An 18,586-nucleotide genomic window follows, 5' to 3' on the forward strand; every position below is an offset into this window, starting at 1 on the left:
CCGACGCCGTCGTCATCCTGCCCGACCTCCACGCCCTCCTCCACGCCAAAGCCCCCGAAAACGACGCCGAAATCATCCGTTATCCCAAAGCCTGAGCGAACTCATGGAATGAACCGCGAAAGCGTTTTTCGAGAGGATTAATCGACCATGCGCCTAACCATAAAACTCAAACTCGCGATGTCATTTGGCATCGTCATCATGTTTCTCTGCGCCATCGCAGGTTTCGGCCTGTACGACCTGTCCAAGGCCAACCATGTGCTGGACAAGGTGATCGGCTTCAATTCCAAGCGGCTGGAGAGATCCCAGAATCTGCAGATCCTGTCGCTCGAAGCGCTCAGGGCGCAGAAAAACCTGCTGCTGGCGACGTCGCCCGACGACGCCGCCAAGCAGGTCGCCGCCGGCGACGCCGCCATCAAGGAGTTCCAGAGCCAGTGGGCGGAGTTGAGCGCCAGCGCGCCGCCCGAGCGCAAGGCCTATTGGGCCAGCGTCGATGAGGCGTTCAAGGCCTATCTCGCCAACGACGTGAACATCCGGACCAAGATCAAGGCCAACGACATCGCCGGCGCGACCGAGCTGTCGTTGGGCGGCGCGCGCGTCACCTCGAGCCGGTTGCGCACGGTGCTCAGCGAAGGCAGCAAGTTCTATATCGAGGGGATGGAGAAGGCGCGCCTCGAATCGAGCGAGGACTACGCGTTCATCCGCATGGTGACCCTCTCCGCGACGGGGGCGGCCGTCTTGATCGCCGCCGCCCTCGCCCTGTGGGTCTCGATGTCGGTCTGCAACGGACTCGGCCGCGCCGGCGCGGTGATGCGCTCGGTCGCCGACGGCGATCTCTCCTGGCGCGCCGAAAACCTGCCGTCCGACGAGATCGGCGACATGCTGGGCTACGTCGACACAATGGTCGAGCGGCTGCGCGATGTGGTGGGGGGAGCGGCGATCGCTTCGGGCAATGTGTCGTCCGGCAGCCAGCAACTCTCTTCCACGTCCGAGCAGATCGCCCAGGGCGCGACCGAACAGGCCGCCGCCGCCGAGGAAGCCTCCTCCGCCATGGAGGAAATGGCCGCCAACATCAAGCAGAACGCCGACAACGCCGCCCAGACCGAAAAGATCGCGCGCCAGTCGGCCAAGGACGCCGAAGCCTCCGGCGAGGCCGTGGCCCGCGCCGTCGCGGCGATGGACACGATCGCGCAGAAGATCACCATCGTGCAGGAAATCGCCCGTCAGACCGATCTGCTCGCGCTCAACGCGGCGGTCGAGGCCGCCCGCGCCGGCGAGCACGGCAAGGGCTTCGCCGTGGTCGCCTCGGAAGTGCGCAAGCTGGCCGAGCGTTCGCAGGCCGCCGCCGGGGAAATCTCGCATATGTCCGGCGACACCGTGAAATCGGCCAAGGACGCCGGCGACATGCTCAACCGTCTGGTGCCCGACATCCGCAAGACCGCCGAACTGATCGCGGAAATTTCCGCCGCCTGCCGTGAGCAGGACATTGGCGCCTCCCAGATCAACCAGGCGATCCAGCAGCTCGATCAGGTCACCCAGCAGAACGCCGGGGCGTCCGAGGAAATGTCGGCGACCTCCGAGGAACTGGCGTCCCAGGCCGAGGAGCTGCAATGCTCCATCGCTTTCTTCAGGGTGGACGACGAAGGCGACCGCCGCCCTTCCGCCGTCAGGCCGCAAGCGAAGCGCAGCGTCAAGACCCACGCCCTGCCCAAACAAGGCGTCCGAACCCAGTCGCACGCGACGCTGGCCAAAAAGCCGACGGTGCAGGCGCAGCAGGAGCGCGCGCGCGGCTTCGCCCTCGACCTGTCGATGGGCGGACGCGATGAACAAGATCGCGACTTCCGCGAGAGCGCCTGACCATGAGCGCGCACGACGAACTGCAACTGGTGACCTTCGCGCTCGACGCCGAATGCTTCGCGCTCCCCGTGCGCGTCGTGCGCGAAATCCTCGACCACGAACGGGCCTTCCGCGTCCCCAACGGCCCACGCCATTTTCTCGGCCTGTGCAATGTGCGCGGGCAAGGCGTGCCGGTGATCGACCTGCGCATGAGGCTCGGCCTGCCCCCGGTCGAGCCGACTTCCGCCACCCGCGTGCTGGTGGTGGATGTCGCGTTGGGCGAGCGCGCTCTGACGCTCGGCATTGTGGTGGACCGCGTGTTCGAGGTGACGGCGGTGCGCAAGGACGAGATCGAGGCCGCGCCCGACATCGGGGCGCGCTGGGCCAGCGACTACATCGACGGCGTGGTGCGGCGCGACCAGAGCTTCGTCGTGATCGTCAATCTCGCCCGCCTGCTGTCCGAGAAGGAGGCCGCCGACTTGGCGGCCGACGTGGCGGCCGGCTTGGCCGCCGCCCCCGAAAGCTGGCGCGCGGCGTAACCGGTCTGGGAGCAACGGAGGGACGCAGGTCGCCCCGCGCGTTTGCTCGATCTCTACGCCAGCGCGATCCCGCGCTGGCGGATGCGCTTGGCGACGGACTCAACGTCGAGAGCGCGGGCAGGGCGGCCTCGACGGCGCCTTCGAGGAAATGGCAAAAGGCGTGGGCGAAAGATGGCGATCGACCGCCATCGCCGGCGTGTCAGCCGTCATGCGTCTGTCTCGTGCGTGGCGTATTCAGGTCATCACATCATCCGCCGCAGGCGATCTTGCTTGTCGAGAGGCTTCGGCGGTTTGGCCGTTGTTGAAATTAACGGGGCGTTAGGCCGACCGTTTATGTCGACACGAATCAGTGCGGTTGCTAAAGAACCTTGAGTTCGCGTCTTGCGGTCCTGCGTTGCAATCCGTCGCCAGCCACCCCATGGATCCAGCCGTGATGAAAAATTGGTTCTTCAGAATTTCAAATAACGAGATCGACGCAGCCGTGCTGCATCTGCTCGAACATCACGGTTTGGAGGGCGCGCGCGACGAAGCGTTGCGTCTTGCCGATGTCGGACGACGCATCGGCTCCGCCAGGAACAGCGCGATTTTTCTGCGAGCCGCCCGGCGCATCGGCGTAACGCAGGGAAGGCCCACAGCCGAGGCCCAAACTCCGCGATCCCGGCTCAAAACTTTGTCGGCCCTCGTCGCCGAATTCGGCGCGCCTCGCACGCCGTTGGACGCCCGCTCTCCCGAGACGGCTGAGCGCGACGCGCCCACGGCCTGACGCTATTCTGTCGCGCCGCGGCCTAAGCTCACCCGTGCGGACCTAATCCTGCATCGGGCGGTGGGCCGCAATGGCGAGCGCTTTCCAGCTCTCCAGCATCCTGGCCCCGTCGTTGGCCCCGTCTTCCGTGTCCGCCATGACCGACTGGGAACGGGAAAAGCGGGGCGCCGGCGCCGGCAGAACCGCATCGCCGCGAGTCAAAAATGTCTGGCGCGCGCGCAAATGCGGGTGGTCTTTCGCCTCGTCGAGCGTGAGCACCGGCGCGAAACAGGCGTCTGTTCCCTCCAGCAGGCCGCGCCAGTCGTCGCGCTTGCGCGCGAGAAAAATTCGCGCCAGCGTTTCCGCGTCCTCCGGCCAAAGCGCGGGATCGTTCCGCCGCTCAAGCAAAGCCAACGGCGCGCCGATCAGGTCCAGCAGCGTGCGGTAGAAATGCGGCTCCAGCGCGCCGATCGCGATCTCCCCGCCATCGGCGCAGCGATAGCAGCGATAGAACGGGGCGGCGCCCGAGAGGACATTGGCGCCGCGCTCCAGCGAAAGCCACGGATTTTGCGCGCGCCCCGAAAACATTGACATCAGCGACGCCGCGCCATCGACCATGGCGGCGTCGACCACTTGGCCGAGGCCTGATTTTTCCCGCTCCCACAAAGCCGCCACGACGCCGAACGCCAGAAACAGCGCGCCGCCGCCGAAATCGCCGACCAGATTGAGCGGCGGCTCCGGCAATTCCCCCTTGCGTCCCAAAGCGGCCAGCGCGCCGCTCAGCGCGATATAATTGATGTCGTGTCCAGCCGCTTGCGCCAGCGGTCCCTGCTGGCCCCAGCCGGTCATGCGGCCGTAGATCAGGCGCGGGTTCTGCTCCCGCAGCGCATCGGGGCCGAGGCCCAGGCGCTCCATCACGCCGGGCCTGAAGCCTTCGATCAGAATGTCGGCGGTTCGCGCCGCTTCCAGACATTTGGCGCGGCCGGCGTCCGACTTGAGGTCCAGCGTCAGCGTGGCGCGGCCCCGGTCATGCGAAGGATTGGGCCAGCCATTGCCGCCCTCGCGGTCGATGCGCAGCACTTGCGCGCCCAGATCGGACAGCAGCATGGCGCAATAGGGGCCAGGTCCGATGCTCACGAATTCGAGCACGCGCGCGCCAGACAACGGCCCGCTCATCGGCCCTCCTTGACCGCACGCGAAATCACCAGACGCTGGATGTCGCTCGTCCCCTCGTAAATCTGGCAGACGCGCGCGTCGCGATAGATGCGCTCGACGGGATAGTCTTGTAGATAGCCGTAGCCGCCGTGAATCTGGATGGCGTCGGAGCAGACCTTTTCGGCCATTTCCGCGGCGAAAAGCTTGGCCATCGACGCCTCCTTGAGACATGGCTTGTTCTCGTCGCGCAGGGCGGATGGCGCGGTAGCTGTGTCCCTCGTCCTGCAAGCGATGGCGCAGGGTCGAGGCCGGCATTCTCAGGATGCGCGCCATCTGCTCGACATTGGGCCAATCCGCCGGCGCCGACGCGCGCAATTTTTGCCGCACCGCCGCAGCAAGGCCGGCGTCATGGGCGTAGCGCGCCAAAATATTCGCCGGCGCGCCGCGCAAAAAGGCGCGCATCGCGCCCTCTTGCCGATTGATCGGCAGTTTGAGGAAGGCGGCGTCGAAGGCGAGCAGGCTCAAGGGTGCGCCAAATGTGACGGGCGCGCCGAAGAACAGGCGGTAATCGTCGCAAAAATCCGGTTCGGCGCAGCGAAAATCCACATGGCGCAGCAGCAGTCGGCGGCGCGCGAACCAGCAGATCACGCCATGCAGCACGATCCAGTAGGTGCGATAGGCGAAGGCGGAGCGCGGCGGCCCGGCCTCGCGCAGTTCGATGCGGGCGAGGCCGCGTTCGAGCGTCAGCTCGCCGCGGGGATCGTCGAGCACGAGGTTGAGGAAACGCAGCGCGCGGCGCAGCGCCTGCTCCAGCGTGGTGGCGTTCAGCAGGCAGTGGCACAGCAGGGTGAAGCCGCCGGGACGCATGGGACGAGCGGCGAGTCCAAAAAATTCGTCGTCAAGTTCGCGCGCCAGCGCCAGCCACATTTTCCCATAGGTTTCGGCTGAAACGGGCTGATCGGCATATCCCGTCAGATCGGCCGCCGCGAGCACGGGTTCGGTCGGCAAGCCGCGCCGCCGCAGCGAATCCAGGGCCTCCTTCACGAAGGAGGCGGAGATCATGCGTCGTTCCAAGTTTTCGCCTTACTTGCACGATGAACACAAGCGTCGCCGTTCGCATCCCGGCGCAAAACGAATTTGGCTCACAATCTCCCGTGGCGACACGGCCCCGTCAACGCCGCCGCCATTTGCAGACAGCCGAAACCGGTCAAAGGCTCTCCAACCGCTCCTTGTCGAGCAGGCGGGCGCTGTAGGAGCCGACGGTGTAGAGCGCGGCCACGGGATTGTGGCCGAGCACGCGATCCTTGACGACCAGCGTGGTGACAGGCGCCTCGGAATGCTTGATGAACAGGGAATCGTGCCCGACGCACAGGCCCATGATGATGTTCAGGCCGGTATTTTCACGGTTCAGCAGCCGCGCCTGGAGGATCGGGTTGCAGCCGGCCTCGTAGCTGCCGCATTTGATCTTCAGCTCCTCGGCTATGCCCATTTCGGTCTTGTCGATCGACCCCACCTTGCACAGCGCGGTGAACGTCTCGAATCCCGCGAGGCGCAGGATTTTCACCAGCACGCGGGTCTCCTCGATCAGGCCGAAGCAGGTGGCGATCCCGATGCGCGCCGCGCCGATTCGCCGGGCGAACGCGACCGTCTCCTCGACGCGGTTGATCTTGCCGTAATAGAGCCCTTCGACCTCGGCGGCGGCGTGAGCGAGTTTGGAATCGGCTGGGTCGGCGCCGGCGTAAAGCGCGGCCAGCTCCGTGCGCTCGGACTCCTCCAGTGCGGTGGTGAGGCAATGCTTGGGGTAGCGCGCGTCATGGCGGTGGCAATGTAGTTGCTTGCACTCGGAGCAGGTGGGCGTTTCGATCTTGCTCATGGCTCAGCCCAGCGCTTTGACTTGGAGCCGGGAGAGGGGACGGCGCGCGCGCGGCCTTGAATGAGCAGTCATGTTAGAAACTCCGGGCCGGCGCATCGGCCGGCCACTTGTTGATTTTGTCGATAAATTTTATTGACATTAAGCGGCGCGCTTTGCAAGTCTGGCTTCAACACCCAACGTCAGAGCGGCGTCCGCCCGTCTCACGTCGCCGACTTTTCCGAGACGCACCCGCCCATGCCTTCCGAAAATCGCCTCGCTTATCTCGACCCCGCCCGTTTCGGCGCGCGCGACCCCGGCGCCTATCTCGCCGCGCTCGACGCGCTGCGCTGGGAAAAGCTCCAGCGCCAAATCCGCTATCTCTGGACCAATGAGGATTATTTCCGCCCGCGTTTCCTCGAAGCCGGCGTGCGCGCGCCAGAGGACATCAGGTCGCTCGACGATTTCCGCCGCCTGCCGGCCTTTCTCGACAAGACCCGCCATCGCGAAAGCCAGGACGCCTCGCTCGCCCGCGACGGCCATCCCTTGGGCCTGCATCTGACCGCGCCGCGCGACGCCGCCGTCCACCTCGCCGCGACCTCCGGCACGACGGGAACGCCGACCTTCTACGTCTTCACGCGCAAGGACCAGGAGATCACCTACAAGGTTCTCGGCCGTCTGTTCCGCGCCGCCGGCATTCGCCCCGGCGACACCACGTTTCACGCCTTCGGCCTGTCGCTGTGGCTCGCCGGCGTCACCTGGGCGCAGGCTCTGGAAGCTTTTGGCGCGCGGCCGGTCATCCTCGGCGCCGAGGGCGGCGTGCCCAAAATCCTGCGCTACATCCAGATCACCCGCCCGCGCGCCTTGTTCGCCACGCCCTCGATGGTCAACCAGCTGATCGAACGCGCGCCCGATGAGATCGGCGCACCGGTCGCTGCGCTCGGCATCGAGATCATCGTCTGCTCCGGCGAACCCGGCGCCAGCCAGCCCGCGTTCCGCCAGCGCGTGCGCGACCATTTCGGCGCCCAAGTGTTCGACGCCACCGGCGGCGCCTGGCACAATGGCACCATCACCTGCGACAGCGCCGAGGCGCACGGCATGCACTATATGGCGGAGGATTATTGCTTCCGCTATGACCTCGTCGATCCCGAAACCAAGCAGCCCATCGAAATCCGCGACGGCGCCGTCGGCGAGGCGATCCACACCGCGCTCGAATATGAGGCGGCGCCGGCGTTCCGCAACGCCACCGGCGACATTCTACGGCTGCATGTCGGCGAATGTCCGGGCTGCGGCCATTTCGGCGTGCGCATGGAGATCATCGGCCGCGCCGACGACATGCTCGCCATCAAGGGCGTCAAGGTCTATCCGGCGGCGATCCAGACTCTTCTGCGCGCCTTCCAGCCCGCCGTTTCCGGCGAATTGCGCATCCGGCTCGACGGCCCGCCGCCGCGCGTTGAACCGCCGCTGAAACTGGCCGTCGAGGCCGGGCCAAACACCGGCGACGCCGAATGGCCGGCGCTGGCCGGCGCCATCGAGCAGCGCATCCGCGACCTCCTGACGTTCCGTCCGAAAGTGACCATCGTGCCCTTCGCCTCGCTGCCGCACACGGGCGCGAAAACCAAGCTGATCGAGGTCGCGGGACGCCCGTCATGAGCGAAGCGCCCATCGCCTATATGGCGCGCACCCGCGCCTGGTATCTCGCCCTCGGCTACGACAATCCCTACCAATGGGCGCATCACCAAGACGTCCCCTTCGCGCCCCTGTCCCAACCGCTGCGCGAAACCAACGTCACGCTGATCACCACCGCCGCGCCGTTCCAGCCCGACAAGGGGCCGCAGGGACCGGGCGCGCCCTACAACGCCGCCGCCAAATTCTGGGAGGTCTATTCCGGCGACACGGCGGAAGATCACGACCTGCGCATCGCCCATGTCAGCATCGACCGCAAGCACACCAGCATGGAAGACAGCGGGACATGGTTCCCGTTGCCGTTGCTGCGGCGCTTGGCGGGGCAGGGCCTGCTGCGGCTGGCGCCGCGTTTCCACGGCCTGCCGACCAACCGCAGCCAGCGCCATACGCTCGATGTCGACGTTCCCGAACTGTTACGCCGCGTCGAAGCGGATGGGGCGCAGGCGGCGCTCCTGGTCGCCAATTGCCCCGTCTGCCACCAGAGCCTTTCCTTGGCGGCGCGCGCCCTGGAGCGGAGCGGCGTGGCGACGGTGGTGATGGGCTGCGCCCGCGACATTGTCGAACATTGCGGCGTCCCGCGCCTGCTGTTTTCGGATTTTCCGCTCGGCAATTCCGCCGGGCGGCCGGGCGATCCGGCCTCCCAGGAGGAGACGCTGCGCCTCGCGCTGGATCTGCTGGAAACGGCGACGGCGCCGCGCGCCACCCGGGTCAATCCGCAGATCTGGCCGGGGCCGCCGGACTGGAAGCTGGACTATTCCAACCCCGACCGGCTCGACGCCGCCGAACGCGCGGCGCGACGCGCCGAGGCCGAACGCGCCCGCATCGCCGCGAAGCACGCGCGCGAATCCGCCTTGTCCTGAATTTGAGAGAGAACGCCCATGCCTGTCGTCCGTTACGAATCCCGCGAGGGGATCGCCGAAATCACCATCGACCGCGCCGAGAAGCACAACATCCTCACCCATCAGGTGGTGGACGAGTTGCACGACGCCTGGGTGCGATTCCAGGGCGGCGACGACCGCGTCGCGCTCCTCACGGGCGCCGGCGACCGCGCCTTCACCGCCGGCGCCGACCTGCGCGACATCCCCCACGATCTCTGGCGCGCGGTTCCCAGCGTCGGGGTTGCGGTGGACAAGCCGGTGATCGTCGCCACCGCCGGCCATGTGGTCGGCGGCGGGCTGGTGTTCGTCCAGAGCGCGGATATGGCCGTCGCCGCCGAGAATACGGTGTTTTCCTATCCCGAGGCCAAGGTGGGCTATTCCGGCGGCCTGATCAGCGCGCTCGCCGCGCGCATCCCGCACAAGATCGCGATGGAGCTGCTGCTGGTCGGCGGCGCCATCGACGCGCGGCGCGCCTATGAGGTCGGCCTCGTCAATCGCGTGGTTCCCACGGGAACCCAGGTCGAGGCGGCGCGGGCGCTGGCGCGCGAAATCGCCGGCAACGCGCCGCAGGTGTTGTCGATGCTGAAGCAATTCGTCGGCGAAGTCCTGCCCAAAGGCCCGTCCGAACGCGCGGCCATCGCCCGCGCCAGAGTCGCCGCCGTCAACAGCGCGCGCGACTATCACGAGGGGATCGCCGCCTTCCTCGAAAAGCGCAAGCCCGTCTTCACCGGCGAATGAAAGCAGCGAGGTGTTTCATGTGTAGATTTTCCGCCGCCCTGGCGCTGGCCGTGAGCCTGCTGACCGCATCCGCCGGCCACGCCGAGGTCGCCGAAATCAAGCTCGCCAACCAATATGGCTTCGGCCACATCACCCTGACCACGATCAAGGGCGAGAAGCTGATCGAGAAACACGCCGCGCTTGCGGGCGTCACGCTCGCGCCGAAATGGTTCAACACCCAGGGCTCGGCGACCATGGCCGACGCGCTGCTTTCCGGCTCCGCCGATGTGGTCAGCCTGGGCACCACCGGCTTTCTCAATCTCTGGGACAAGACCCGCGGCGAGGTCAAGGCGGTGGGGCCGGTGTCCGCGATTCCGATGTATCTGATCACGCGAAATCCCGCCGTGAATTCGGTCAAGGATTTTTCCGAAACCGACCGCATCGCCGTGCCGGCGGTCAAAGTGTCGCCGCAGGCCGTCTTCCTCCAGATCGCCGCCGCCAGGGCTTTTGGCGACAAGAGCTTCGACAAGCTCGATCGTCTGACCGTCGCGCTGTCCCACCCCGACGCGACGCAGGCGCTGACGACCGGAGCGGTCAGCGCGCATTTCACGCCGCCGCCCTTCCATGAGGACGAACTGAAGCTGCCCAACGCCAGGATCATCCTGCGCACCGCCGACGTGTTCGGCGGCGAGACGACGCAGGTCGTGCTGGCGACCACGCGAAAATTCCACGACGCCAATCCCAAGGTCTATGGCGTCCTGCTGGCCGCGCTGAAGGAGGCGCTGGAAATCCAGCGCACCGACCCCAAGCGCGTGGCGGAAAATTACCTGCGCGAAACCGGCGACAAAATGGCGCTGGCCGACGCCGTCAAACAGCTCACCGAATTGGAGCCGGCCTATGACTCCGTGCCGCGCAACACCGTGGCGTTCACGGATTTCATGGTGAAGACCGGCGCGATCAAGACCCGCCCGGCCAACTGGAAGGACCTGTTCTTCGCGGAAATCCACGACCAGCCCGGTTCCTGATTTTTTTTTTACGCGGGGCAGGGCGCCTGCACGTCAGACCTCGGCTGGCTCTTGCGCGGCGCGGCGGCTCAACTCCTCGAACAATGCGGCGGGGATTCTTATCCCCTCCGTCTGCGCCTTTTCTCGCAGGGCGAGGCGGCGCGCGCCGGGCAGGCGGACGCCGTCCTGGTCGAGCATGGCCGCGAGCAGGCTTTCGACGCGGGCGAGGGTCGTGGCGCCGCCAAGGCGTTGCGGGTCGATCAGCAGGAACAATTGACCGAGCCGCGGCGGCGCGCCCTCGGCGTCGAACATCGTGCCGGCTTCATGGCTGAAGGCGCTTCCGGTCAACGCGCCGGCGAGAATTTCCACCATCAGCGCCAGACACGCCCCCTTGGCGCCGCCGAACGGCGCCAGCGCGCCCTTGAGCGCCTGCGCCGGATCGGTGGTCGGCCGCCCCTCGGGATCGAAAGCCCAATCGGGGGGAATGGACTCGCCCTTGTCGCGCGCGACCACGATCTTGCCGCGCGCCGCCGCGCTGACCGAGAGATCGACCACCAGCGGCGCGTCCGTCGCGCGCGGGCAGGCGAAGGCGATCGGGTTGGTTCCGAACAGGGCCTTTTTTCCGCCCCACGGCGCCAGCGCGGCCTGGGTGTTGGCGAAGGCCAGCGCCACAAGACCGTCGCGGGCGGCGGCCTCGACATGATGGCCCATCACCCCGGCGTGGTGGGAATCGCCGACCGCCGCCAAGGCGAGACCCTGTTCGCGGGCGAGGCGGCCGCCTTCGGCCAAGGCCAGTTCGATCGCCGGATAAGCGAAGCCTTCGCGCGCGTCGACATGGAGCAGAGCAGGGGCGCGGCGCTCGGCGACAGGGTCGGCGGCGGCCCTGACTTTGCCGCTCGCCGCCTGGTCGGCGTAATAGGGCAGGCGCATCAGGCCGTGCGAGGCGAGGCCGTCCGCCTCGGCTGCGACCAGCGCCCGCGCGACGGAGCCAGCGACGCGTTGCGGCGCGCCCGCCGCGCGCAGAGCCTGCTGGGCGAGGGCTTCGGCCTGACGCAAAGAGAGCTGTCTCATCAATCGGGACTCCTGGAGACGATTTGTCGCTCTTTATAGTTGATTAAATCACTTAAATAAATAGACTAGCTTATCATGTGTTCGATCAAGGGCGCGACGCCCCACCCGTCGCCAGAACCCGCCTCGCGCGAAACTCCCGTCCTCCCGCCATGGCGCCTGCGCATCTGGCGCAGCGAGGCCGCCGTCATGCAGGCCTATGAGGTTCCGCGCGCGCCGAACCAGACCGTGCTCGATCTCGTGACCTGGGTGCAGCGTCATCTCGAACCCGATCTCGGCTATCGCTACGCGTGCCGGGTCGGCATGTGCGGCTCCTGCGCCATGATGGTGAACGGCGCGCCGCGCTGGACCTGCCGCACCCTCGCCGAGACGGCGGCCAAGGCGGGCGCGCTGGAAATCCGGCCGTTGCGCAATCTGCCGGTGGTCAAGGACCTCGCCACCGACATGGCGCCGTTTTTCGACAAGTGGCGCCGCGCCGATGGCAAGTTCCACGGCCGCGCGGCGCAGGATTTCGCCGCCATCGCGATGGACGCGCCGGGGCGCGCGGAAGCCTCCGCCGGCATTGAATGTATCGGCTGCGGCGTTTGCTATGCGGCCTGCGACACGGTGGCGGCCCTGCCGGCCTATCTCGGCCCGGCCGCCCTGAACCGCGCCTGGACCTGCCTCAACGATGCACGCGAGGCCGCGCCGCGCCGCCATCTCGCCGCCATCGCCGATCAGGCCGTGCTGTGCCACGGCCAGGAGAACTGCAGCGCGCATTGCCCGGTCGGCCTCGATCCGGCGGGCGGAATTTTCGGCCTCAAGCGCGCCCTGCTTTTTGGCGGAAACGTCTGATGCGCGAACGCGTCCTGTTTCGCTTGCAGCGCCTGTCCGCGCTGGCGCTGATCGGCTTCGTCGCGGCGCATCTCGCGGGCATCCTGGTCTTCACCCATCGGGGCCTGAGCGCCGCCGTCATTCTGGGCCGAGTTCAAGACTGGCTTTGGCTTTATGGCGTTTTCGCCGTCGTCGCCGCGCTCCATGCCGGCATCGGCCTGCGCGCTCTGGCGCGCGAGCGTTTCCGCTTCGCGCCGCGCCGCCACGCCCGCCATGTCGCCTTCTACGCGTTCGCCGCGCATCGCCTTACCGGGCTGGCTTTAGCGCTGTTCCTGGCGCTGCATCTGGCGGCGCTCTGGCGATTGCCCGACGCCGAAATCTTTGACGGCGCGCTGGCGCTGACGGCGCATCCGCTGGCGCGCGCCGGCGAAATCCTGATCGTCGCGGCGCTGGCGCTGCATCTCGCCGGCGGCGCGCGCATTCTGGCCGCCGAATTTTTACCCGGCCGGGCGCGCGGCGGGGGACGCATCGCGGCCTCCGTGCTGTTCGCCGGGGCCGTCGCCGCCGCCTATGCGCTGTGGGGGCAGGCATGACCTTTGATACCGCCGCGACCGACATTCTCATCCTCGGGGCAGGGGGCGCCGGCCTGCTGGCCGCGCTGCACGCCCACGATTCCGCGCCAAACCTGTCGATCGCGCTCGTGGTCAAGGGATTGCTCGGCAAATGCGGCTGCACCCGCATGGTGCAGGGCGGCTACAATGTCGCGCTCAACCCCGCCGATTCCATCGAACGCCATTTCATGGACACGATCGAGGGCGGCAAGTGGCTCAATCACCAGGAACTGGCCTGGACGCTGGTCAATGGCGCGGTCGAGCGCGTGCATGAACTGGAAAACCGCTGGGGCTGTTATTTCGACCGCAACCCCGACGGCTCCGTCCACCAAAAAGCTTTTGCGGGACAGAGTTTCGACCGCACCGTCCACAAAGGCAGTCTGACCGGCATCGAGATTATCAACCGCCTGTCCGAGCAGGTTTACGCCCGGCCGATCACGCGGTTCGAGGAGCATCGCGCGATGGCTTTGATCCCTTCGCGCGATGGCGAACAAATCGCCGGCGCGCTGCTGGCGGACATGCGCACCGGCGGCTTCCGGCTCGTGCGCGCCAAAACCGTGCTGCTGGCCACCGGCGGCGGACCCAGCCTTTACCGCTATCACACGCCCTCCGGCGACAAGAGCTGCGACGGGCTGGCCATGGCGCTGCGGCTGGGCCTGCCTTTGCGCGACATGGAAATGGTGCAGTTCCATCCCACCGGGCTGGTGCGCGGCGACCATACCCGCGTCACCGGCACCATCATCGAGGAGGGCCTGCGCGGCGTCGGCGGCCATGTGCTCAACGGCTTGGGCGCGCGTTTCATGGACCGCTACGACCCGCGCGCCGAACGCGCCACCCGCGACATCGTCAGCCGCGCCATGTTCGAGGAAATGCGGCAGGGCCGCACCGGACCGCATGGCGGCCTGTTCATTTCCATGGCCCATCTCGACCCAAAAATGGTGCGGCGGGAGTTCAAGGGCATGGTGGACCGCTGCGCCGATGTCGGTTTCGATCTCGTCGGCGGTCTGGTCGAGGTGACGCCGACCGCGCATTACATGATGGGCGGCGTGGAGATCGCGCCCGACGCCGCCACCGCTCTGCCCGGCCTGTTCGCCGCCGGCGAGGACACCGGCGGCGTGCATGGCGCCAACCGGCTCGGCGGCAATGGCGTGGCGAACTCCACCGTGTTCGGCGGCATAGCCGGAAAATCGCTGGCGCGTTTCGCCGCGTCGTCGCGCGGCGCCCCCGAACCCGACGCCGATGTCGCCGCGCGCGCCGTGGACGCGGCGGCGCGGCCGTTCCGGGAAAAGCCCGGCGGGCTTTATCCCTTGCGCGAAAAGCTGCTGGGCCTGATGTGGGACAAGGTCGGCATCGTCCGCGACGGCGCGGGGCTGGTCGAGGCTTCGCACGAACTGGCCAATATGGCGGACGAGGTATTGTCGGTCGGCGTCGCCGGATCGGCGCGGTTCAGCGCCAGCTGGCACGACCGGCTCAATGTCGAAAACCAGATTCTGGTCGGACGCGCCATCGCCGCCGCCGCGCTCGCGCGCACCGACTCGCGCGGCGCGCATTTCCGCGCCGATTTTCCGGAGTGCGGGCCTTTGACTGAAAGCGCCAATACCTTGGTCCGTCTCGACGGCGCGATCCTCCAGACATCGACGCGCGCGGTCAAATTCAGCCGCGTCAAACCGGGGCGAAGCCTGACATGATTTTGCTCGACACGCTCGACGCCACGGCGGGCGAATTGATGCGCCGCGCCGCGATCGACATTCCCCCGGACATGCGCGAAGGCGTGCGCCGCCTCGCCGAAGCCGAGACCGAAGATCTGCCCCGCTTCGTGCTCAACGCCATGCTGGAAAACTGGGAGGTGGCGGAGCAGGACCGCCGCGCCATGTGCGCCGACACAGGCCTGCCGCGCTGGTACGTCAAGGCCGGCAATGACGCGCGCGTCGAGGGCGGTTTTATCGGCCTCGAACGCATTTTGCGCACGGCCACCGCGCGGGAAACCGCGGCGATTCCGCTGCGGCCCAACCGCGTGCATCCGTTGAGCCGGCGCGACCTCAACAACAATTGCGGCATGGGCGCGCCGGAGATCGACTACAGTTTCGAGCCAGACGCCGACTGGATCGACCTGATCGCGGTCCATAAGGGCGGCCTGTTCGGCACGGACTGGCGCATGCTGTTCCCCGGCGACGGGATCGACGGAATCAAGCGTTTCTTCCTCGATTGCCTGCTGCAATTCGGCAAGCGCGGCCTCGCCTGCCAACCGGCGATTTTTGGAATCGGCCTCGGCGGCTCCAAGGATGCCTGCATGGTCTTGGGCAAGCAGGCGGCCTGCCTGCGTCCCGCCGGCTCGCGCCATCCCGATCCGCAAATCGCCGCGCTGGAGGACGACTTGCAGGCGCTGGCGGAAAAGTCCGGCATGGGCGCGATGGGTTTCGTCGGCCGCTCCATGTCGGTCGATGTGCATGTCGAGGCCGCCTACACCCATACCGGCGGCATGCCGGTTTCCATCCACGCCTTCTGCCTGTCGTCGCGCCGCGCCGTCGCCCGGCTTCACGCCGACGGCCAAGTGGACTTCCGCGACGACCCGCAATGGTTCACGCCCTATTCGCGCCGGGAGGGTTTATGAAGACGCACCGCCTCACCCTTCCCGTCACCGCCGACGACCTCAAGCCGCTGCGGCCCGGCGACGTGGTCTATCTCAATGGCGTGCTCTACACCGGGCGCGAGGGTCTTTACCGGCGCTGGCTCGACGAGGGACTCGCGCCGCCGCTCGATCTGGCGCGGATCTCCAACGCCAATTTCCATTGTTCGCCGGCGGCCAGCGTGGCGGCCGACGGAACCGCGCGGCTCGGCGCCGTGACGGCCACCGCCAGCTTCCGTTTTTCCAAGTGGATCGGTCGGTTTCTCGACCTGTCGCAGGCCCGGATCGTCATCGGCAAGGGCGGCATGGCCGAGCGCGATTACCGCGATCATTTCGTTCCCCATCAGGCGATCTATCTGACCACGGTCGGCTATGGCGCGGGCGCGCTGCTGGGGCGGGGCGTCAGGCGCGTGCAGGGCGTGCATTGGCTGGAGGAACTGGGGATCGCCCAGGCGATCTGGGTGCTTGAGGTTGCGGAATTCGGTCCATTCCTGGTCGAGTCCGACCTTGAGGGACGCTCGCTGTTCGCCGAACAGTCGCGCCGAATCGATCAGGGAATTGACGCGCTTTACGCCGGCCTCAAGCCGCCGGCGCTCGGCCGCTTCGGCGAATGCGTCGAACGTTGGAAAGAAATACTATAAACGTAGTCGATATTGCATGACTCCGGCGCGGCATGCGGCTATAGTCCTACTCAGTTGATCGGTTTAGAGCGCAATGACCCTTCCTGTCTCCATCCCCCTCGCCGCCAGCGCGCCCGCTCCCGCCGCGCGCACCCTGCCGCTGTGGCGTCGCGCCTTCAATATCACCGCGCTGCGGCGCGGGCTGATTCTCGTCGCGCTGGCCGCTCTGTGGCAGGCCTATGCGGTCTGGGCCGACAATCCCCTGATGTTTCCCTCCTTCACCGAGACGGCGCAAGCGTTCTGGCAGGGGATCGCCAGCGGCGGCCTGCTGGGAAAAGCCTGGACTTCGGTGCAAGTGCTGCTGATGGGCTATGCCCTGGGGGTGGCGCTCGCTGGCGTGCTCGCCGCGCTGGCCGCCTCGACACGGATCGGGGAGGATCTGCTCGCCACGCTCGTCGCCATGTTCAACCCGCTTCCGGCCATCGCGCTGCTGCCGCTGGCCTTGCTGTGGTTCGGTTTGGGAACGCCAAGCCTGCTGTTCGTGCTGGTCCACGCCGTGCTGTGGCCGCTGGCGCTCAACATGTCCTCGGGCTTCGCCGCCGTGACCGAAACCCTGCGCATGGCCGGCCGCAATTACGGCCTGCGCGGCTTGCGCTATGTCGCGTTGATCCTGATCCCCGCCGCCTTTCCCTCCATCCTCACCGGCTTGAAAGTCGCGTGGGCCTTCGCCTGGCGCACGCTGATCGCCGCCGAACTGGTGTTTGGCGTCGCCTCAGGATCCGGGGGGCTGGGCTGGTTCATCTTCGAGAACAAGAACCGTCTCGAAACGGCGAGCGTCTTCGCCGGCCTCGGCGCGGTGATCCTGATCGGCCTGCTGGTCGAGGGACTGGTGTTCCGCACCATCGAAATCGCCACCGTCCGCAAATGGGGCATGCAGCGCTGAGCCGGCGCGCCCCGCATCCACCAAGGAGTCAGTCATCATGTCCGCGCCCGATTTTCTCGTACACGATTCAGCCGACAATGTCGGCGTGGTCGTGGTCGAAAACGCCGAAGCCGGCCGCGCCTTGTCCGGCTGGGTGATCGAAAACGACAGCACGATTCAAGTGCCGTCGATCGACCGCATTCCGCTCGGCCACAAGATCGCTCTGGTCGATATTCCCGCCGACGCGACCATCGTCAAATACGGTCACGGCATCGGCCGCACCGTCGCGCCGATCGCGCGCGGCGGCCATGTGCATGTGCAGAATCTCAAGACCAGGCGTTGGTGAAAATGAGCAAGAGTTTCTTTGGCTATCGTCGCGAGAACGGCCGCGTCGGCGTGCGCAACCATGTCATCATCCTGCCGCTCGACGATCTGTCCAACGCCGCCGCCGAGGCCGTCGCCAACAACATCAAGGGCGCGCTGGCGCTGCCGCACCATTACGGCCGGCTGCAATTCGGCGCCGATCTGGAATTGCATTTCCGCACGCTGATCGGGACCGGCGCCAACCCCAATGTCGCGGCGGTCGTGGTGATCGGCATCGAGCCGGGCTGGACCGGCCGCGTGGTCAAGGGCATCGAAGCCACCGGCAAGCCGGTCGCCGGCTTCTCGATCGAGGGCCATGGCGACATTTCGACCATCGCCTCGGCCTCGCGCGCGGCAAAAGATTTCGTGCATTGGGCGAGCGAGCGCGTGCGCGAGGAGGCGCCGATTTCCGACCTCTGGGTTTCCGTGAAATGCGGCGAATCCGACACCACTTCGGGCCTGGCCTCCAACCCGACCGTCGGCAATTTCATCGACAAGGTCGATGCGCTCGGCGCCACCACCTGTTTCGGCGAAACCTCGGAACTGACCGGGGCCGAAAAGGTCTGCGCCGCCCGCGCTGCGACGCCGGAAGTGGCGGAGAAATTTCTAAAAACCTGGACCGCCTATAACGACTTCATTCTCGCCAACAAGACCAACGATCTTTCCGAGAGCCAGCCGACCAAGGGCAATATCGAGGGCGGCCTGTCCACCATCGAGGAAAAGGCGTTCGGCAACTTCCAAAAGATCGGCCACAAGGCGCGGTACATCGACGTGCTGGAGCCGGCGGAGGCGCCGTCCAAGGGGCCGGGGCTGTATTTCATGGACACGTCCTCGGCGGCGGCGGAATGCGTCACGCTTCAGGCGGCGGCGGGGTTCGCGGTGCATCTGTTTCCGACGGGGCAGGGCAATGTCATCGGCAATCCCATCGTTCCCGTCATCAAGCTGACGGCCAATCCGCGCACCGTCCGCACCATGCCCGAGCATATCGACCTTGACGTCTCCGGCATTTTGCGGCGCGAGCTGACGTTCGACGAGGCCGGCGACCGGCTGTTGGCGCTCGCCTTGCGCACGGCCAATGGCCGTGTCACGGCCGCCGAGGCGCTGGGCCACCGCGAGTTCGTGATGACCAAACTTTATCGCAGCGCCTGAGGCCGGGGGAG

General features: G+C 66.9%; 18 protein-coding genes and 2 pseudogenes. 15 read left to right on the top strand and 5 right to left on the bottom strand.

The window, feature by feature from the left end; translation table 11 throughout:
• The first annotated feature begins 147 nt into the window (after positions 1-147).
• The 3 genes from CFB24_RS19180 to CFB24_RS19190 all read left to right on the top strand — a co-directional run bounded on the left by CFB24_RS19180 (position 148) and on the right by CFB24_RS19190 (position 3,135).
• On the top strand, positions 148-1,854 hold the full coding sequence (locus tag CFB24_RS19180; protein ID WP_088522252.1) for a methyl-accepting chemotaxis protein: 1,707 nt from the start codon (positions 148-150) through the stop codon (positions 1,852-1,854).
• 2 nt (positions 1,855-1,856) lie between these two features.
• Positions 1,857-2,372 carry a chemotaxis protein CheW gene (locus CFB24_RS19185; RefSeq protein ID WP_088522253.1) on the top strand — a complete coding sequence of 172 codons (516 nt, stop codon included), beginning with the start codon at positions 1,857-1,859 and terminating at the stop codon, positions 2,370-2,372.
• Positions 2,373-2,790: 418 nt separating this feature from the next.
• The gene (locus CFB24_RS19190; RefSeq protein ID WP_088522254.1) at positions 2,791-3,135 is read left to right on the top strand and encodes a hypothetical protein; all 345 of its coding nucleotides are present in this window, start codon (positions 2,791-2,793) and stop codon (positions 3,133-3,135) included.
• Positions 3,136-3,177: 42 nt separating this feature from the next.
• Here CFB24_RS19190 and CFB24_RS19195 read toward each other — a convergent pair whose 3' ends face one another.
• From CFB24_RS19195 to CFB24_RS19210, 4 genes and pseudogenes are all read right to left on the bottom strand, one after another.
• Positions 3,178-4,290 (bottom strand): CaiB/BaiF CoA transferase family protein, encoded by a 1,113-nt coding sequence (locus CFB24_RS19195; protein WP_088522296.1) that lies wholly within the window; start codon positions 4,288-4,290, stop codon positions 3,178-3,180.
• A pseudogene (locus CFB24_RS19200) lies at positions 4,287-4,565 on the bottom strand (acyl-CoA dehydrogenase family protein); the annotation flags it as partial. The pseudogene CFB24_RS19200 and the gene CFB24_RS19195, both read right to left, overlap by 4 nt.
• A 199-nt stretch (positions 4,566-4,764) precedes the next feature.
• A pseudogene (locus tag CFB24_RS19205) lies at positions 4,765-5,331 on the bottom strand (AraC family transcriptional regulator); the annotation flags it as partial.
• Positions 5,332-5,476: 145 nt separating this feature from the next.
• Entirely contained in the window at positions 5,477-6,142 is a 666-nt protein-coding gene (locus CFB24_RS19210) for a DUF1847 domain-containing protein (protein ID WP_088522255.1), read from the bottom strand.
• 234 nt (positions 6,143-6,376) lie between these two features.
• Between CFB24_RS19210 and CFB24_RS19215 the strand changes: the two genes are divergently transcribed.
• From CFB24_RS19215 to CFB24_RS19230, 4 genes are read left to right on the top strand one after another with little or no spacing between them, the layout of a single operon-like run.
• Positions 6,377-7,771: a phenylacetate--CoA ligase family protein gene (locus CFB24_RS19215; RefSeq protein WP_088522256.1), complete on the top strand. Its 1,395-nt coding sequence runs from the start codon at positions 6,377-6,379 to the stop codon at positions 7,769-7,771.
• The gene (locus CFB24_RS19220; protein WP_088522257.1) at positions 7,768-8,664 is read left to right on the top strand and encodes a glycine reductase; all 897 of its coding nucleotides are present in this window, start codon (positions 7,768-7,770) and stop codon (positions 8,662-8,664) included. Before CFB24_RS19215 ends, CFB24_RS19220 begins: the two co-directional genes overlap by 4 nt.
• 18 nt (positions 8,665-8,682) lie before the next feature.
• The gene (locus CFB24_RS19225) at positions 8,683-9,420 is read left to right on the top strand and encodes an enoyl-CoA hydratase/isomerase family protein (RefSeq protein WP_088522258.1); all 738 of its coding nucleotides are present in this window, start codon (positions 8,683-8,685) and stop codon (positions 9,418-9,420) included.
• A gap of 17 nt (positions 9,421-9,437) precedes the next feature.
• Positions 9,438-10,424, top strand: coding sequence for an ABC transporter substrate-binding protein (locus CFB24_RS19230; RefSeq protein ID WP_158255316.1), 987 nt, complete (start codon positions 9,438-9,440; stop codon positions 10,422-10,424).
• A 33-nt stretch (positions 10,425-10,457) separates the two neighbouring features.
• Here CFB24_RS19230 and CFB24_RS19235 read toward each other — a convergent pair whose 3' ends face one another.
• On the bottom strand, positions 10,458-11,474 hold the full coding sequence (locus tag CFB24_RS19235; protein ID WP_088522260.1) for an Ldh family oxidoreductase: 1,017 nt from the start codon (positions 11,472-11,474) through the stop codon (positions 10,458-10,460).
• Between the two features lie 75 nt (positions 11,475-11,549).
• Here CFB24_RS19235 and CFB24_RS19240 point away from each other — a divergent pair, with 75 nt between their 5' ends.
• The 8 genes from CFB24_RS19240 (at position 11,550) to CFB24_RS19275 (ending at position 18,575) form a co-directional block, all read left to right on the top strand.
• Positions 11,550-12,305 carry a succinate dehydrogenase/fumarate reductase iron-sulfur subunit gene (locus tag CFB24_RS19240; RefSeq protein WP_088522261.1) on the top strand — a complete coding sequence of 252 codons (756 nt, stop codon included), beginning with the start codon at positions 11,550-11,552 and terminating at the stop codon, positions 12,303-12,305.
• On the top strand, positions 12,305-12,877 hold the full coding sequence (locus CFB24_RS19245) for a hypothetical protein (RefSeq protein ID WP_088522262.1): 573 nt from the start codon (positions 12,305-12,307) through the stop codon (positions 12,875-12,877). The genes CFB24_RS19240 and CFB24_RS19245 overlap by 1 nt, the downstream gene beginning before the upstream one ends.
• Positions 12,874-14,583, top strand: a complete 1,710-nt coding sequence (locus CFB24_RS19250; RefSeq protein ID WP_088522263.1) for an L-aspartate oxidase — start codon at positions 12,874-12,876, stop codon at positions 14,581-14,583. Before CFB24_RS19245 ends, CFB24_RS19250 begins: the two co-directional genes overlap by 4 nt.
• Entirely contained in the window at positions 14,580-15,506 is a 927-nt protein-coding gene (locus CFB24_RS19255) for a fumarate hydratase (protein ID WP_088522264.1), read from the top strand. Before CFB24_RS19250 ends, CFB24_RS19255 begins: the two co-directional genes overlap by 4 nt.
• The gene (locus tag CFB24_RS19260; protein WP_088522265.1) at positions 15,503-16,162 is read left to right on the top strand and encodes a fumarate hydratase C-terminal domain-containing protein; all 660 of its coding nucleotides are present in this window, start codon (positions 15,503-15,505) and stop codon (positions 16,160-16,162) included. The genes CFB24_RS19255 and CFB24_RS19260 overlap by 4 nt, the downstream gene beginning before the upstream one ends.
• A 73-nt stretch (positions 16,163-16,235) precedes the next feature.
• The gene (locus CFB24_RS19265; protein ID WP_088522266.1) at positions 16,236-17,084 is read left to right on the top strand and encodes an ABC transporter permease; all 849 of its coding nucleotides are present in this window, start codon (positions 16,236-16,238) and stop codon (positions 17,082-17,084) included.
• Positions 17,085-17,121: 37 nt separating this feature from the next.
• Complete coding sequence (locus CFB24_RS19270; protein ID WP_088522267.1) at positions 17,122-17,409, top strand: UxaA family hydrolase; 288 nt, start codon at positions 17,122-17,124, stop codon at positions 17,407-17,409.
• Between the two features lie 2 nt (positions 17,410-17,411).
• A complete protein-coding gene (locus tag CFB24_RS19275; RefSeq protein ID WP_088522268.1) occupies positions 17,412-18,575 on the top strand; it encodes a UxaA family hydrolase in 1,164 nt (387 codons plus the stop codon).
• The last annotated feature ends 11 nt before the right edge of the window (positions 18,576-18,586 follow it).

The sequence above is a fragment of the Rhodoblastus acidophilus genome (genome assembly GCF_900187365.1).
GTDB classification, from domain to species: domain Bacteria; phylum Pseudomonadota; class Alphaproteobacteria; order Rhizobiales; family Beijerinckiaceae; genus Rhodoblastus; species Rhodoblastus acidophilus.